Below are 15,196 nucleotides of genomic sequence, written 5' to 3'. Positions count from 1 at the left end.
TTCAAAAGTGAAGATTTGATTAGTTTGGGGGAAAAAATGTGTTTTATTATTTGATTGCCCTTTTGGTCATAGCTCTCGATCAGCTGACAAAATGGATGATTGTGAAAAAAATGGAGTACGGAGAAAGCATTGAAATTATTGAAAACCTTCTATATATCACCTCGCATCGTAATCGTGGGGCAGCATGGGGAATTCTACAAGGTCAAATGTGGTTTTTCTACATCATCACCATCGCTGTCATTATTGGACTTGTCTATTATATTCAGAAAATGGCGAAGGAAAGCATTTTGCTTGGAGTTGCACTTGGTCTCATGCTAGGCGGTGCGATTGGTAATTTCATCGATCGTGTTGCTCGTCAGGAAGTAGTGGATTTCGTTCATACCTATATTTTCAGCTACAGTTTCCCGGTATTTAATGTTGCTGATGCTGCGCTTTCAATTGGTGTCGGACTGCTCGTGATTCATATGTTTTTAGAAGAAAAAAACGCTAAGGAGAAAGATAATGGATAAAAGGTTATACAGCATCGATGAAACACTAAAAGGAGTTAGGATTGATAAGGCCCTTTCCACTTTGAATGAGGAATGGTCTCGCACGCAGGTCCAGCAATGGATCAAGGAAGATCATGTTTTGGTAAATGGCGCGGTTATTAAGACGAATTACAAAGCTGTTCCTGGCGATACAATCGAAGTGACGATTCCAGAACTTGAGGAATTGGATGCGGTAGCAGAGGAAATGGATTTGGATATCTATTATGAAGATGCAGATGTACTCGTGGTTAATAAACCGAGCGGTATGGTCGTCCATCCGGCACCGGGACATGTATCTGGCACGCTTGTAAATGGATTGATGGCTCACTGCAAGGATCTTTCTGGAATCAACGGTGTCATGCGTCCTGGAATCGTCCATCGGATCGACAAAGATACATCAGGTCTATTAATGGTTGCCAAAAATGATATGGCACATGAGAAACTGGTACAGCAGCTCGTTGACAAAACGGTTACCCGTAAGTATCAAGCTGTAGTTCATGGTGTGATCCCTCATGATTTCGGAACGATCGATGCACCGATCGGCCGCGATAAAAAAGATCGCCAAAGCATGACTGTCACAGATTCGAATGCCAAAAATGCCGTCACGCATTTCCGTGTCATCGAACGCTTCAAAGATTTCACTTTGGTGGAATGCCAGCTTGAAACGGGAAGGACACATCAAATCCGCGTTCATATGAAATACATTGGCTTCCCACTGGCGGGAGATCCGAAATATGGTCCGAAAAAGACCCTGAAATTGGATGGACAAGCGTTGCACGCCGGTCTTCTAGGTTTCATTCATCCACGTACTAATGAGTATATGGAATTCGAAGCTCCGATTCCGGAGGAGTTTGAAAATCTAATTAATCAATTACGTAGAAGTAAGGATTGACAAATTCACTTTTTTGATATATTATAATAACAACTTAATAAGAACCTTTAACACAGTTCAGAGAGACTGAGAAGGAAACGGATACGCAAAGTGGGATAATTATGCCCACGGCGATAAAATCCTCATGCCTTCTTGGCATGAGGATTTTTTTGTTGAAATGGACTTATCAGAAAAAAGAATCGGGGTGGCCGACGTGTTGAATGAGAAAGCCATAGTACTTGATGAGCAGGCCATTAGCAGAGCCTTGACAAGGATTGCCCATGAAATCATTGAGAAAAATAAGGGGATTGAGGATTGCGTCTTAATCGGGATACGTACACGCGGGATTTTCCTCGCTGACCGACTTGCAAAGCGCATCAATCAAATAGAAGGCAAGGAAATAGAGCTGGGTGAACTGGATATTACTCTTTATCGCGACGACCTTTCGAAAAAGAGCAATGATGGGGAACCCATCGTAAAAGGCTCAGACATTCCGGTCAATATCACTGACAAGAAAGTGATTTTAGTGGATGATGTTCTTTTCACAGGCAGAACCGTTAGAGCGGCAATGGATGCTCTGGTGGATTTGGGAAGACCTTCGCAGATCCAGCTTGCCGTATTAGTGGATAGGGGACATAGGGAATTGCCGATTCGCGCGGATTTCGTCGGTAAAAACGTTCCGACTTCACAATCTGAAAAAATTACAGTTACTTTAACAGAAGTAGATCAAGTAGATCAAGTTACTATATTAGAAAACTAAACACCATGAAAATTTCATATTACCCTTTTAAAGACAGTCCAGAGAGGCTGGCAAAGGGGAGTCAATCGGAAGAGCTGTGCCCTATGTATAGGCATTTACCTTCTGAGAAACCCTCTTTGTATATAGCAAAGAGGGTTTTTACAGTTTTGATGGAATTTTCATGAGGGGGATACGGAAATGGAAGAAACGAAAAGGGACATCGTACTGGATGTCGAGGACGTGCCAAAGGCTGGACAGTGGATTACGTTAAGCATCCAGCATTTGTTCGCCATGTTCGGTGCAACGGTGCTGGTGCCATTCCTGGTAGGTTTAAGCCCGGCGGTAGCACTGGTTTCAAGCGGGTTGGGAACACTTTCATACTTACTGATAACGAAAGGTCAGATACCAGCTTATCTCGGTTCATCTTTCGCTTTCATTGCGCCAATCATCGCGGCTAAGGCTTTGGGAGGTCCGGAAGCAGCCATGATCGGCTGTTTTGCGGCAGGGTTCATATATGGGATTGTAGCTTTGATCATCCAGAAAGTCGGTTTGCGCTGGTTAATGAATATACTTCCTCCGGTTGTGGTGGGTCCGGTGATTATCGTAATCGGATTAAGCCTTGCCGGAACGGCAGTGGACATGGCAATGTATGATCCGCAAGATAAATACAGCGTCACTTATATAATTATAGCGCTGATCACTTTAGCGGTAACCATCATCTGCAACGTGTTCTTTAAGGGATTCATTAACTTGATCCCCATTTTAATGGGGATCATAGTGGGCTACGGCTGTTCGGCTGTAGCGGGAATAATAGATTATGAACCGATTAAGGCAGCAAAATGGTGGGAAATGCCTGAATTCATGTTTCCGTATGTAACCTATACACCTACCTTCTCATGGGAAGTCATTGCCATCATGGTACCGGTTGCCATCGTAACTTTATCAGAACATATCGGACATCAGATGGTACTGAGCAAAGTAGTCGGCAGAAACTTTTTGGAAAAGCCAGGCTTGCATCGCTCGATTTTAGGAGATGGCGCAGGAATCATGATTGGGTCCTTCATCGGTGGGCCGCCGCTGACTTCGTATGGTGAAAATATTGGGGTCCTGACCATGACGAAGGCGTACAGTGTCTATATCATCGGAGGGGCAGCATTGACTGCCATCATCTTTGGCTTTAACGGTAAGATTTCAGCAGTCATCAGCTCGATACCTACAGCTGTGATGGGCGGCATTTCCATCTTGCTCTTCGGTATCATCGCCTCAAGTGGATTGAGGATGCTGATTGATAATAAGGTCGACTTTGACAAAAAAAGAAACTTGATGATAGCTTCAGTCATCCTGGTGTTAGGAATCGGAGGAGCGTTCGTACAACTATCGGAAACGGTATCGCTTTCCGGAATGGCACTTTCAGCCATCGTCGGAATCCTTCTTAACTTGATTCTTCCTGACCGGGAAAAAATATCCGGAGATATATTTGGAAAATAAGATATTGCATCAAAACAATAGATCACCTTTTAAAAGAAGTCCAGAGAGGCTTAAAAGGGTGTTGCTGTAAAGATGAATGAGAACGGGGAAAAGTGTAAACCAATCCGTGTCCTCACAATCTTTATGACCTACACCCTGTCCTTAATGGCGGGGTGTTTTTTATACCCCGCATCACAAATGTGAGAGGAGCAGGATCGATGAAAAAATTATTGACCATGAATGAATTGACGATAAGTGAAATTGAAAGGATTTTACATGAGGCAGAGTGTTTTGCCAACGGAACCAGCTGGATTCCAAAGCAGCTGACCACAGTTGCCAATCTCTTCTTTGAACCAAGTACACGTACAAAATCAAGCTTTGAAATGGCTGAAAGAAAATTGGGACTTGAGGTCATTCCTTTTGATGCGGGTACATCATCCGTGTTAAAAGGCGAAACCTTATATGACACAGTTAAAACGTTAGAAGCGATAGGTGTAAATGCCTTGATCATCCGTCATGAACAGGATAATTATTTTGACGAATTGAATGAGAAGATCGGGATTCCAATAATAAATGCAGGGGATGGCTGTGGAAATCACCCAACCCAATCATTACTGGACTTATTGACGATTAAACAAGAGTTTAAAAGTTTCAAAGGTCTTAAGATTGCGATAATCGGTGATGTAAGGCATAGTCGGGTTGCGAAATCGAATGCAGAAGCACTGACTCGTTTAGGAGCGAATGTCGTATTTTCGGGCCCGCCTGAATGGTTTGACAGATCAAACAGTTTAGGAAGGTATGAAGACATCGATCATGCGGTAGCTACATCGGATGTGGTCATGCTGCTCAGAATACAGCATGAAAGGCATATTGATAAATACGATCAGGCAAATGGAGACTACCTGGAAAGATTCGGCCTGACTAAACAACGTGAAAAAAATATGAAACCGGATGCGATCATCATGCATCCTGCACCAATAAACCGCGGTGTTGAAATAGACAGTGATTTAGTCGAATGCAGCCGCTCGAGAATTTTTAAACAAATGAAAAATGGCGTATTCATTAGAATGGCCGTATTAAAAAATGTGCTTGAACAAACCGAAGGGGGAAACATCCATGAAAACAGTAATCAAAAATGGAGTATTGCTAGATAATCAAAACTCATTCAAAAAAGCGGACATTGAGATAGAAGGCAAGGTCATCACAAAGATCGGCGAGAACTTGGAGACGGAAAATTGTAACGTAGTTGACGCTGGAGGATTACTGATTACACCTGGGCTTGTTGACCTGCATGTCCATTTACGCGAACCGGGCGGTGAACATAAGGAAACAATCGCAAGCGGGACGCTTGCAGCGGCAAGAGGCGGTTTCACTACGGTAGCGGCGATGCCTAATACTAGGCCAGTTCCTGATACAGTGGAGAACCTAGAAGCGCTTAACAGGAAAATTGAAGAAACGGCTCATGTCAGGGTACTCCCATATGCATCCATCACGATTAGGGAAGCTGGCAAGGAGCTGACCGACTTTTCTTCACTAAAACAAACGGGTGCTTTCGCCTTTACGGACGATGGCGTAGGAATTCAAGAAGCCGGGATGATGCTGGAAGCGATGAAACGGGCAGCAGCTCAAGATATGGCCATTGTTGCTCATTGTGAAGACAATAGCTTAATCAATAAAGGCTCCGTCCATGAAGGAAGATTCTCAAAAGAACAGGGAATCAATGGGATTCCGTCGGTATGTGAAGCTGTACATATCGCCCGGGATATCCTTCTTGCCGAAGCGGCGGACTGCCATTATCACGTTTGCCATATTTCCACGAAGGAATCGGTAAGGACGGTAAGGGATGCCAAACGCGCCGGTATCCGTGTCACCGCCGAAGTTACACCGCATCACTTATTATTGTGTGAAGATGATATACCGGGACTTGATACGAATTATAAAATGAACCCGCCATTAAGGGGCCGTGAAGATCGGGATGCTTTGATAGAAGGATTGCTTGACGGAACCATCGATTTTATAGCAACAGACCATGCCCCGCATGCGGCAGAGGAAAAGGCGCAGGGAATGCAGCTGGCTCCTTTCGGAATAGTAGGATTGGAAACGGCCTTCCCGCTGCTTTACACCGAATTGGTTAAAAAGGGCATCATAACATTAAAGCAATTGATCGATTTCATGACAATCAAACCATCTGAAAGCTTCTCCCTTCCTTATGGAGAGCTAAAAGAAGGTGCTACTGCGGATATCGTACTCATCGATTTGGAAACGGAAAAAGAAATCAATGCTGAAGAGTTTGCTTCAAAAGGGAAAAATACACCTTTTAATGAAAAGAAATGTTATGGCTGGCCAGTCATGACGATTGCAGAAGGAAAAATAGCTTGGGAAAAAGGACGTGTTCAAGGATGAAAAGACAGCTAATTTTAGAAGATGGGACAGTATTCCTTGGGGAAGCATTCGGAGGGGACGTAGAAAAAATAGGTGAAGTCGTTTTTAACACAGGAATGACGGGTTACCAAGAGATTCTATCCGATCCATCGTATTGCGGTCAAATCGTTACGCTTACGTATCCATTAATCGGGAACTACGGGATAAACCGCGATGACTTTGAATCCATCAATCCAGCGATAGCAGGATTCGTCGTTAAGGAAACAGCAGAACTTCCTTCCAACTGGCGAAACCAATTATCACTAGATGAATATCTGAAAATGAAGAACATACCTGGAATAAGCGGAATCGATACGAGAAAGCTGACAAGAATCATCAGGAAATCAGGTGCACTGAAAGGGGCGCTTTGCAATATCAATAAAGATGCAAATGAAGTGGTTTCCCAATTGAAGGCAACGGTGATTCCTTCTAATCAGGTAAAACAGGTTTCAACAAAAGCACCTTATTCCAGCCCGGGCAGAGGCCCGCGGGTTGTTCTTGTAGACTACGGCATGAAGCATGGGATTTTACGTGAGTTGACGAAGCGCGGCTGTGATGTCGTGGTTGTACCTTATAACGTCACGGCCGAAGAAGTGATGCAATACCACCCGGATGGCGTGATGCTTTCAAACGGCCCTGGAGATCCGAAAAGTGTTCATGAGACGCTCGAAATGATCCGTACAATCCAAACGCAAGTACCGTTATTCGGAATCTGTTTAGGACATCAATTATTCGCACTTGCAAACGGGGCGGATACGGCAAAGTTAAAATTCGGCCATCGAGGTTCGAATCATCCGGTTAGGGACCTTCGTACCGGAAAGGTATCCATCACATCTCAAAATCATGGATATACAGTTGAAGAGACTTCCATTGAAAGTACAGATCTTATTGTGACACATACAGCATTGAATGACGATACGATTGAAGGCCTGCGCCATAAAAAGTATCCTGCTTTCACCGTACAATATCACCCGGAAGCATCACCAGGTCCGGAAGATGCCAACTACTTATTCAATGAATTCTTACAAATGATTGAAGCTGCAACCAACAAGGGGGAAGAAACATGCCAAAACGCAATGATATAAAAAGCATCCTAGTAATTGGTTCCGGTCCGATCGTCATCGGACAGGCCGCCGAGTTCGATTATGCAGGAACCCAAGCGTGTATAGCCTTAAAAGAAGAAGGCTATCGAGTGATCCTGATTAACTCTAACCCTGCGACAATCATGACAGACACTGAAATGGCTGACGCGGTTTATATCGAACCGATCACATTGGAATTTGTCAGCAAAATCATTCGTAAAGAGCGCCCGGATGCACTGTTACCTACCTTGGGCGGACAGACTGGCTTGAACATGGCAGTTGAGCTTGCCGAATCAGGAATTCTGGAAGAATGCAATGTCCAAATTCTTGGGACCAAACTTTCGGCTATCCAACAAGCGGAAGACCGTGACCTTTTCCGTACGCTAATGAACGATCTGGGGGAACCAGTGCCTGACAGCGACATTATTCATAACCTGGAAGAAGCTTATACATTCGTTGAACGAGTCGGCTACCCGGTCATTGTTCGTCCAGCCTTCACGCTTGGCGGAACAGGCGGTGGGATTTGTGATAACGAAGAGCAGCTTATCGAGATCGTTGAGGGTGGCCTGAAAAGCAGCCCGGTTCACCAATGTCTGCTTGAGAAGAGCATTGCCGGTTTCAAAGAAGTGGAATATGAAGTGATGCGTGATTCCAATGATAATGCAATAGTCGTTTGTAATATGGAAAACTTCGATCCTGTCGGTGTCCATACAGGCGATTCAATCGTTGCGGCACCAAGCCAAACATTAAGTGACAGAGAGTATCAAATGCTTCGAAATACGTCTTTGAAGATTATCCGCGCCTTGAAAATTGAAGGTGGATGTAATGTTCAGCTTGCGCTAGATCCAAACAGCTATCAATATTATGTCATTGAAGTGAACCCAAGGGTCAGCCGTTCTTCGGCACTTGCTTCAAAAGCGACTGGTTATCCAATTGCAAAGCTAGCAGCAAAGATAGCCGTTGGTTTGACGCTCGATGAAATGATGAACCCTGTCACTGGCAAAACCTATGCCAGCTTTGAACCGGCACTGGACTATGTCGTTACGAAAATTCCGCGCTGGCCTTTCGATAAGTTCGAAAGCGCCAACCGTAGGCTCGGTACCCAAATGAAAGCGACCGGAGAAGTCATGGCAATCGGCCGTACATTCGAGGAATCGATCTTAAAAGCTGTGCGTTCCCTTGAAGCGGGTATATTCCATCTTAATTTGAATGACGAGTTTGAGGATGGAAAGATAGAGAAACGGATCAGAAAAGCCGGAGATGAACGGTTATTCTATATCGGCGAAGCGTTAAGAAGGGGAAAAACGATCGAAACCATCCACGAATGGAGCCAGATCGATTTATTCTTCTTGCATAAGTTGAAAAAGATAATCGACTTTGAAAAGCAGCTTAAAGAACATTCTTTTGATTGTGAAGTATTGCAAAAGGCTAAAGAACTAGGGTTTTCTGACAAAACGATTGCGGAAATATGGGGAGTTCCCGAAATTGATGTCTATGAATACCGGAAACAGCAAGGAATCATCCCTGTTTACAAAATGGTTGATACATGTGCTGCCGAATTCGAATCGGAAACTCCGTATTTTTATGGGACATACGAAGATGAGAATGAATCCATCGTCACTGACAAGAAAAGTGTCATTGTTCTGGGATCAGGCCCAATTCGGATCGGGCAAGGAGTAGAGTTTGATTATGCGACCGTACACTCGGTATGGGCCATTAAGGAAGCGGGATATGAAGCGATCATCATCAACAACAATCCCGAAACAGTTTCGACGGATTTCAGTATCTCCGACAAACTTTATTTCGAACCATTGACTATTGAAGATGTCATGCATGTCATCGATTTGGAAAAACCGGAAGGGGTCATCGTCCAGTTTGGCGGACAGACAGCAATCAACCTTGCAGATGGTCTGGTTGAAAGAGGAGTGAAAATCCTAGGTACTTCACTTGAAGACCTGGATAGGGCGGAAAATCGCAATAAATTCGAAAAAGCACTTCAGGATTTAGGCATTCCTCAGCCAAAGGGTAAAACTGCAACATCGGTTGATGAAGCGATCGTCATCGCTGAAGATATCGGGTACCCGGTTTTAGTAAGGCCATCGTATGTCCTCGGAGGAAGAGCGATGGAAATCGTCTATAAACAAGAAGAATTGCTGCATTACATGAAAAATGCCGTGAAAATAAATCCGGATCATCCTGTCCTGATAGACCGCTACTTAACCGGTAAGGAAATCGAAGTGGATGGTATTTCCGATGGCGAAACGGTCGTTATCCCTGGGATCATGGAGCATATTGAGCGCGCCGGCGTCCATTCAGGTGACTCGATTGCAGTCTATCCGCCACAAAACTTAACGGAAAAACAAAAAGAAGTAATCATTGATTATACGACCCGGTTGGCAAAAGGCTTGAATATAATCGGTCTCTTGAACATTCAATATGTCATCAGCAATGAAGAAGTGTATGTGATTGAAGTAAATCCACGTTCCAGCCGAACCGTTCCATTCTTAAGTAAAATTACGAATGTGCCGATGGCTAACTTAGCCACGAAGGTCATCTTGGGCCACACACTTGAAAGCCAAGGTTACAAATCGGGGTTAGTGCCTGAACAAACAGGGGTCTATGTAAAAGTGCCGGTCTTCTCATTTGCGAAATTAAGAGGTGTGGACATCTCACTCGGACCTGAAATGAAATCGACTGGTGAAGTAATGGGGAAAGATACCACCCTTGAAAAAGCTTTGTATAAAGGCCTGGTCGCTTCCGGTTTCAAGATCAAGGGGCATGGTTCGGTGTTATTGACGATATCGGATAAAGATAAGCAGGAAGCGCTGCTTTTAGCAAGGCGTTTCCATAATATCGGCTTCAAGCTGATAGCCACCAGCGGAACTGCTGCCCTATTGGAGCAATCAGGAATCCCGACTGCGATTGTTGGAAAAATTGGCGAAGAAGGTACAAACCTGCTGGATGTCATCCGGAACGGGGAAGCGCAATTTGTCATAAATACTTTGACAAAAGGTAAGCAGCCGGCACGGGATGGTTTCAGAATCCGACGTGAATCGGTTGAAAATGGAGTGACATGCCTAACATCACTTGATACGGCAGAAGCCATTTTAAGAGTGATAGAATCCATGACCTTCTCGGCAGAAGCAATGGGAAAAACGGAAAAAAGTCGTGAGGTGAGCTATATATGATCAAGAAGGAAAGAATGAAGGTGTTAAATCATAAGGAACTGGCCCCATCCATCTTTGAACTTACCCTGCAAGGTGAATTGGTTTCAGAGATGAATCAACCAGGCCAGTTTGTCCAAGTCAAGACAACAGAAGGCACTGAGCCATTGTTAAGACGCCCGATTTCGATTTCTTCTTACAACAGGAGTGAAAATCAGTTCACGATGATATACCGGGCTGAAGGTAAAGGAACGACACTGTTATCGCAGCGTAAAGAGGCGGAAGCGGTCGATATCCTTGGACCCCTTGGCAACGGATTTCCCGTTCATGAGGCTAAACAGGGTGAAACGGCATTATTGGTTGGCGGCGGGATTGGTGTCCCGCCCCTGTATCAACTATCACAAATGTTGGTTGCGAAAGGTGTTACGGTAATCCATGTATTGGGCTTCCAGACCAAGTCAGCCATCTTTTACGAAAAAGAATTCAGTGAATTAGGTGATACCTATATTGCCACGGTGGATGGTTCATACGGGACAAAAGGATTTGTTACGACGGTAATAGACAATCTGGAGCAAGAGTTTGCAACGATCTTTTCATGCGGGCCTACACCAATGTTAAGAGCTTTGGAATCGGGCTATCGTGAGAAAAAGCTTTTCCTGTCCCTTGAGGAAAGGATGGGATGCGGCATCGGTGCATGCTTTGCTTGCGTGTGTCATACAGGGGATGACCCAACTGGTTTCAGTTATAAAAAGGTTTGCAGCGATGGACCCGTATTCCGGGCAGGAGAGGTGGTATTATGAGCAGGCTTTCAGTTGAATTACCAGGATTACACTTGAAAAACCCGGTCATGCCAGCATCTGGGTGCTTTGGATTCGGCCGTGAATACAGTCAATTTTTCGACTTGGATATTCTTGGGGCGATCATGATCAAAGCGACCACTCCTGAGCCGAGGTTCGGCAACCCGACTCCGCGTGTTGCGGAAACCTCTTCGGGAATGCTGAACGCCATCGGTCTTCAGAATCCAGGCTTGGAAAAGGTCATCAGTGAAGAGCTGGCCTGGCTAAGTAGGTATGATGTTCCCATCATTGCCAACGTTGCAGGTTCGCAAATAGATGACTATGTAAAAGTTGCCAGTGAAATAAGCAAGGCGGGGAATGTGAAAGCACTTGAATTGAATATCTCTTGTCCGAATGTAAAAGAAGGAGGCATAGCTTTCGGTACGGTACCGGAAGTTGCCAAAGAGGTAACCAAGGCGGTAAAGGAAGTATCTTCCGTCCCAGTCTATGTGAAGCTTTCACCGAATGTCAGTAATATTGTGGATATGGCCAAAGCAGTTGAAGATGGCGGGGCCGACGGGTTGACAATGATAAATACATTAGTCGGCATGCGATTGGATTTAAAAACGGGCAAACCGATCCTTTCTAACAGAACGGGGGGATTATCTGGTCCTGCAATAAAACCTGTAGCGCTCCGGATGATTTATGAGGTTAGCCAGCAAGTTTCTATTCCAATAATCGGAATGGGCGGCATCGCTACGGCGGAAGACGTCATTGAATTTTTCTATGCGGGTGCCAGTGCTGTTGCAGTGGGAACCGCGAACTTCGTGGATCCCTTTGTATGCCCGACCATCATCGAAGAATTACCGAAATTGTTGGATGAGCTGGGATTTGACCATATTTCAGAATGTACCGGAAGGAGCTGGAAGCAAAATGAAACAGTCACTAATAATCGCTCTTGATTTCCCTGACCTCCTTCAAACGGAGACATTCCTAAAACAGTTCCATGCGGAAAAACTGGCTGTAAAAGTGGGGATGGAATTATTTTATCAGAATGGTCCATCAATCGTTTCTTTCGTAAAGGAGCAAGGCCACGATGTGTTTTTGGACTTGAAGCTTCATGATATTCCAAATACCGTTAAAATGGCCATGACCGGATTGGCAGCTTTAGGCGCTGACATGGTCAATGTACATGCGGCAGGTGGACAAAAGATGATGGAAGCAGCCATGGAAGGTCTGGATAAGGGTACGTCCGCTGGTAAAAAACGTCCATTATGCATTGGGGTTACCCAACTGACGAGTACGTCACAAGAACAAATGAATGCTGAGCAAAACATTGCCGGGTCTCTGGAAGATTCGGTCCTCCATTATGCAAAACTTACTAGACAGGCAGGATTGGATGGCGTCGTCTGTTCTACCCATGAAGTAAAGAACATACATGAACGCATCGGTCATGAATTCTTGACCGTCACACCTGGAATCCGAAGTGCAGGTGGACCGACGCATGATCAAAAGAGAATTGCCACGCCTGAACAAGCTAGGGATTTTGGAGCGGATGCCATCGTTGTAGGGAGAGCCATAACGGGGGCGGCAGATCCATTAAGGGCGTATTTGGATATGAAAGCAGCTTGGGAGGGAATATCATGTTAAATAATAAGATAGCTGAACATCTATTGGAAATAAAAGCAGTGTACCTACAGCCGAATGACCCCTTTACTTGGGCATCTGGAATTAAATCACCCATTTATTGTGATAATCGCTTGACCCTTTCATACCCAGAGGTTCGCAATGAAATAGCGGAAGGATTGAAAGGTTTGATTGAACAGCATTTCCCTGATGCTGAACTGATTGCAGGCACAGCAACTGCCGGCATTCCGCATGCAGCTTGGGTGAGTGAAAAATTAAATGCACCGATGTGCTATGTTCGATCCAAGGCCAAGGAGCACGGAAAGGGCAATCAGATCGAAGGCCGCGCAGTTCCAGGACAAAAAGTGGTCGTTGTTGAGGACTTGATTTCAACCGGCGGAAGTGTAATTACTGCTGTTAACGCGCTGAAAGAGGCTGGATGTGATGTTCTAGGAGTCGTTTCGATCTTTACTTACGAATTGGAAAAGGGAAAAGAAAAATTCGAAGCTGAGGGCATTATTAATCATTCGTTGAGTGACTACTCTACTTTGATAAAAGTCGCTAATGATAAAGGGTATATCACGGCAGAAGAATTGGAAAAGCTAAAAAAATGGCGGGAGAATCCGGCTGATACAGCTTGGATTTCGGCATGAAAATAGAGGGGGCCCAATCACTCAGGACTGGGCCCCCTCTATTTTTTTACTCTTTTACCGCTTCCTTTAAGCGTATGACAGTGTCGGTATCCGGTGTAATATAAACGGTCTGCTGCTGGTCATAGATTACGAACCCGGGCTTGGAACCATTGGGTTTCTTAACATGGCGAACCTGTGTGAAATCAACGGGCACTGAACTCGATTGCTTTGCTTTACTGAAGAAAGCTGCTAATACGGCGGCCTCTTTTATTGTTTTTTCACTTGGCGATTCATTTCGAATCACAACATGTGAGCCGGGTATATCCTTGGTATGAAGCCATATTTCATCACGGCGTGCAAACTTATTCGTTAAATAATCATTTTGTTTATTATTCTTCCCGACAAAAATGAGATCTCCATCCGTAGCATAATATGTTTCAAGCTGCGGTTTTGCATTTGCAGGCTTTTTCATGCCTTTTTTCTTTTTTTGCCTAATGTAACCTTCTTCCTGAAGTTCTTCCCGAATCTCCTCTATATCCCTGGGTGACGCTGATTGGAGCTGCTGATGCAAGGCTTCGAAGTAGGCCAATTCCAATTTTGTCTTTTCGATTTGTTCTTGGACGACTCCGACTGCATTTTTGGACTTTTGGTATCTTGAGAAGTACTTTTGTGCATTATCTGACGGATTTTTTAATGGGTCAAGCGGGATGGTGACCATACTTTGTTCTTCATCATAATAATTGACGACTTCTATTTCCTTCATTCCTTTTTTCATTTGATATAGATTAGCTGTAAGCAGCTCACCGAACAACTGATACTGTTCACCGCGTTCCGTATCTTTCAATGTACGTTCGAGCTTGCCGATTTTTTTTGAGTTCTTTTCGATTTCATTAGTAATGAAACGTTCTACATCCTGGCTCTTTTGCTTAACCCGATCTCTTTCTGCCTTTCCGAAGTAATAGCGGTCGAGCATCTCGCTCAATGAAGAAAACGTACGTTGATTCCCAGACAGATGCTCTAGTGAAAGCATATAAAAAACTTCTTTATTTCCATCTTGTTTGATCGTGGCAGCATATTTCTGTTCCGAGATTTCCTGGATAATCTTTAAAAAGGCTGTTGGAAGGGTCGTGCTGTTGGCAAGTCCGGCCCGGTAGACGGCTTCCTTTGCAACTAATGGTGAAACTCCTGAAAAATGGGCAACAAGCTGTCGATCCAGCTTTCCTGCATTGAAGTCAATATTCTTCCTGATATCGTCCTCGGTAGCCTTGAAGGGATCATTCTTTTCCTGTGCGGGTGGAGCCTTATATTCCTGGCCGGGCAATATCGCCCGATAACTGTTGACGGCATGTGAAACATGCTTAATGCTGTCCAAAATCATATTTCGTTCTTTATCTACTAAAACAATGTTGCTGTGTCGCCCCATGATTTCGATGATTAACTGCTTTTGAGAGACATCGCCAAGCTCATTACGGCCCTTCACTTCAAAAATGATCATCCTATCAAGTTCATATTGATAAATGTTTTCTATCGTATAGCCTTCGAGGTGCTTCCTAAGAAGCATGCAGAACATGGGTGCCTCTTTGGGATTTTCATAACTTTCTTCGGTCAATTGCACCCTCGAATAGCTTGGATGGGCTGATAATAAGAGCTTATGGTTCTTACCTCCAGCACGAACAACCAGTATTACTTCATTTTTATAAGGCTGATGTACCTTATTGATTCGTCCACCTTCTAATAAAGAAGCGATTTCTTCCGTCATCGCTTTCGTAAATAATCCATCAAATGACATTCTATTTTTACTTCCTTTACATAAGATTTTCTAAGAACTCATTTTTGCCGGGCGTTATAAATGCATCACGGCTGCCCATTTTAGTTAATCACAATTTTTTTA

Annotated in this window: 13 protein-coding genes; 12 read left to right on the top strand and 1 reads right to left on the bottom strand. The window is 44.3% G+C overall.

Translation table 11 applies throughout. The annotated features are described in order from the left end of the window. Nucleotides 1–38: 38 nt before the first annotated feature. The 12 genes from lspA to pyrE all read left to right on the top strand — a co-directional run bounded on the left by lspA (nucleotide 39) and on the right by pyrE (nucleotide 13,326). Entirely contained in the window at nucleotides 39–509 is a 471-nt protein-coding gene (lspA, locus tag A6755_RS19265; protein ID WP_034313851.1) for a signal peptidase II, read from the top strand. Then, complete coding sequence (locus tag A6755_RS19260; protein WP_034313849.1) at nucleotides 502–1,419, top strand: RluA family pseudouridine synthase; 918 nt, start codon at nucleotides 502–504, stop codon at nucleotides 1,417–1,419. The genes lspA and A6755_RS19260 overlap by 8 nt, the downstream gene beginning before the upstream one ends. 157 nt (nucleotides 1,420–1,576) lie before the next feature. Next, a complete protein-coding gene (gene pyrR / locus A6755_RS19255; protein WP_057278480.1) occupies nucleotides 1,577–2,158 on the top strand; it encodes a bifunctional pyr operon transcriptional regulator/uracil phosphoribosyltransferase PyrR in 582 nt (193 codons plus the stop codon). A 177-nt stretch (nucleotides 2,159–2,335) separates the two neighbouring features. After that, a complete protein-coding gene (locus A6755_RS19250; RefSeq protein WP_034313846.1) occupies nucleotides 2,336–3,625 on the top strand; it encodes a solute carrier family 23 protein in 1,290 nt (429 codons plus the stop codon). A gap of 197 nt (nucleotides 3,626–3,822) precedes the next feature. Further along, nucleotides 3,823–4,758, top strand: coding sequence for an aspartate carbamoyltransferase catalytic subunit (locus A6755_RS19245; RefSeq protein ID WP_063591684.1), 936 nt, complete (start codon nucleotides 3,823–3,825; stop codon nucleotides 4,756–4,758). Then, entirely contained in the window at nucleotides 4,721–6,007 is a 1,287-nt protein-coding gene (gene pyrC / locus A6755_RS19240; protein WP_063576906.1) for a dihydroorotase, read from the top strand. Before A6755_RS19245 ends, pyrC begins: the two co-directional genes overlap by 38 nt. After that, nucleotides 6,004–7,110 carry a carbamoyl phosphate synthase small subunit gene (locus A6755_RS19235; RefSeq protein WP_063591683.1) on the top strand — a complete coding sequence of 369 codons (1,107 nt, stop codon included), beginning with the start codon at nucleotides 6,004–6,006 and terminating at the stop codon, nucleotides 7,108–7,110. The genes pyrC and A6755_RS19235 overlap by 4 nt, the downstream gene beginning before the upstream one ends. After that, nucleotides 7,089–10,295 carry a carbamoyl-phosphate synthase large subunit gene (carB, locus tag A6755_RS19230; RefSeq protein ID WP_057278431.1) on the top strand — a complete coding sequence of 1,069 codons (3,207 nt, stop codon included), beginning with the start codon at nucleotides 7,089–7,091 and terminating at the stop codon, nucleotides 10,293–10,295. The genes A6755_RS19235 and carB overlap by 22 nt, the downstream gene beginning before the upstream one ends. Beyond that, nucleotides 10,292–11,071 carry a dihydroorotate dehydrogenase electron transfer subunit gene (locus A6755_RS19225; RefSeq protein WP_063591682.1) on the top strand — a complete coding sequence of 260 codons (780 nt, stop codon included), beginning with the start codon at nucleotides 10,292–10,294 and terminating at the stop codon, nucleotides 11,069–11,071. Before carB ends, A6755_RS19225 begins: the two co-directional genes overlap by 4 nt. Next, nucleotides 11,068–12,009, top strand: coding sequence for a dihydroorotate dehydrogenase (locus A6755_RS19220; RefSeq protein WP_063591681.1), 942 nt, complete (start codon nucleotides 11,068–11,070; stop codon nucleotides 12,007–12,009). Before A6755_RS19225 ends, A6755_RS19220 begins: the two co-directional genes overlap by 4 nt. After that, entirely contained in the window at nucleotides 11,981–12,697 is a 717-nt protein-coding gene (gene pyrF / locus A6755_RS19215; protein WP_063591680.1) for an orotidine-5'-phosphate decarboxylase, read from the top strand. Before A6755_RS19220 ends, pyrF begins: the two co-directional genes overlap by 29 nt. Beyond that, nucleotides 12,691–13,326: an orotate phosphoribosyltransferase gene (gene pyrE / locus A6755_RS19210; RefSeq protein ID WP_054396935.1), complete on the top strand. Its 636-nt coding sequence runs from the start codon at nucleotides 12,691–12,693 to the stop codon at nucleotides 13,324–13,326. Before pyrF ends, pyrE begins: the two co-directional genes overlap by 7 nt. Nucleotides 13,327–13,372: 46 nt before the next feature. Here the strand turns inward: pyrE and A6755_RS19205 are convergent, their stop codons facing one another. Next, nucleotides 13,373–15,094 carry an Rqc2 family fibronectin-binding protein gene (locus A6755_RS19205; RefSeq protein WP_063591679.1) on the bottom strand — a complete coding sequence of 574 codons (1,722 nt, stop codon included), beginning with the start codon at nucleotides 15,092–15,094 and terminating at the stop codon, nucleotides 13,373–13,375. Nucleotides 15,095–15,196: the final 102 nt, after the last annotated feature.

The sequence above is a fragment of the Peribacillus frigoritolerans genome, assembly GCF_001636405.1.
Lineage (GTDB): Bacteria > Bacillota > Bacilli > Bacillales > DSM-1321 > Peribacillus > Peribacillus frigoritolerans.
The sequence above is the reverse complement of the archived record's forward strand: the minus strand, read 5'-3'. Positions and strand labels throughout refer to the sequence as shown.

What these genes read in the sequence shown, in the direction of transcription:
- A6755_RS19220 (WP_063591681.1), top strand. Translation starts at nt 11,068, where the DNA reads ATGAGCAGGCTTTCAGTTGAATTACCAGGATTACACTTGAAAAACCCG.
- pyrE (WP_054396935.1), top strand. Translation starts at nt 12,691, where the DNA reads ATGTTAAATAATAAGATAGCTGAACATCTATTGGAAATAAAAGCAGTG.
- pyrC (WP_063576906.1), top strand. Translation starts at nt 4,721, where the DNA reads ATGAAAACAGTAATCAAAAATGGAGTATTGCTAGATAATCAAAACTCA.
- A6755_RS19260 (WP_034313849.1), top strand. Translation starts at nt 502, where the DNA reads ATGGATAAAAGGTTATACAGCATCGATGAAACACTAAAAGGAGTTAGG.
- A6755_RS19250 (WP_034313846.1), top strand. Translation starts at nt 2,336, where the DNA reads ATGGAAGAAACGAAAAGGGACATCGTACTGGATGTCGAGGACGTGCCA.
- carB (WP_057278431.1), top strand. Translation starts at nt 7,089, where the DNA reads ATGCCAAAACGCAATGATATAAAAAGCATCCTAGTAATTGGTTCCGGT.
- A6755_RS19245 (WP_063591684.1), top strand. Translation starts at nt 3,823, where the DNA reads ATGAAAAAATTATTGACCATGAATGAATTGACGATAAGTGAAATTGAA.
- A6755_RS19225 (WP_063591682.1), top strand. Translation starts at nt 10,292, where the DNA reads ATGATCAAGAAGGAAAGAATGAAGGTGTTAAATCATAAGGAACTGGCC.
- A6755_RS19235 (WP_063591683.1), top strand. Translation starts at nt 6,004, where the DNA reads ATGAAAAGACAGCTAATTTTAGAAGATGGGACAGTATTCCTTGGGGAA.
- A6755_RS19205 (WP_063591679.1), bottom strand. Translation starts at nt 15,094, where the DNA reads ATGTCATTTGATGGATTATTTACGAAAGCGATGACGGAAGAAATCGCT.
- pyrR (WP_057278480.1), top strand. Translation starts at nt 1,577, where the DNA reads ATGGACTTATCAGAAAAAAGAATCGGGGTGGCCGACGTGTTGAATGAG.
- pyrF (WP_063591680.1), top strand. Translation starts at nt 11,981, where the DNA reads ATGAAACAGTCACTAATAATCGCTCTTGATTTCCCTGACCTCCTTCAA.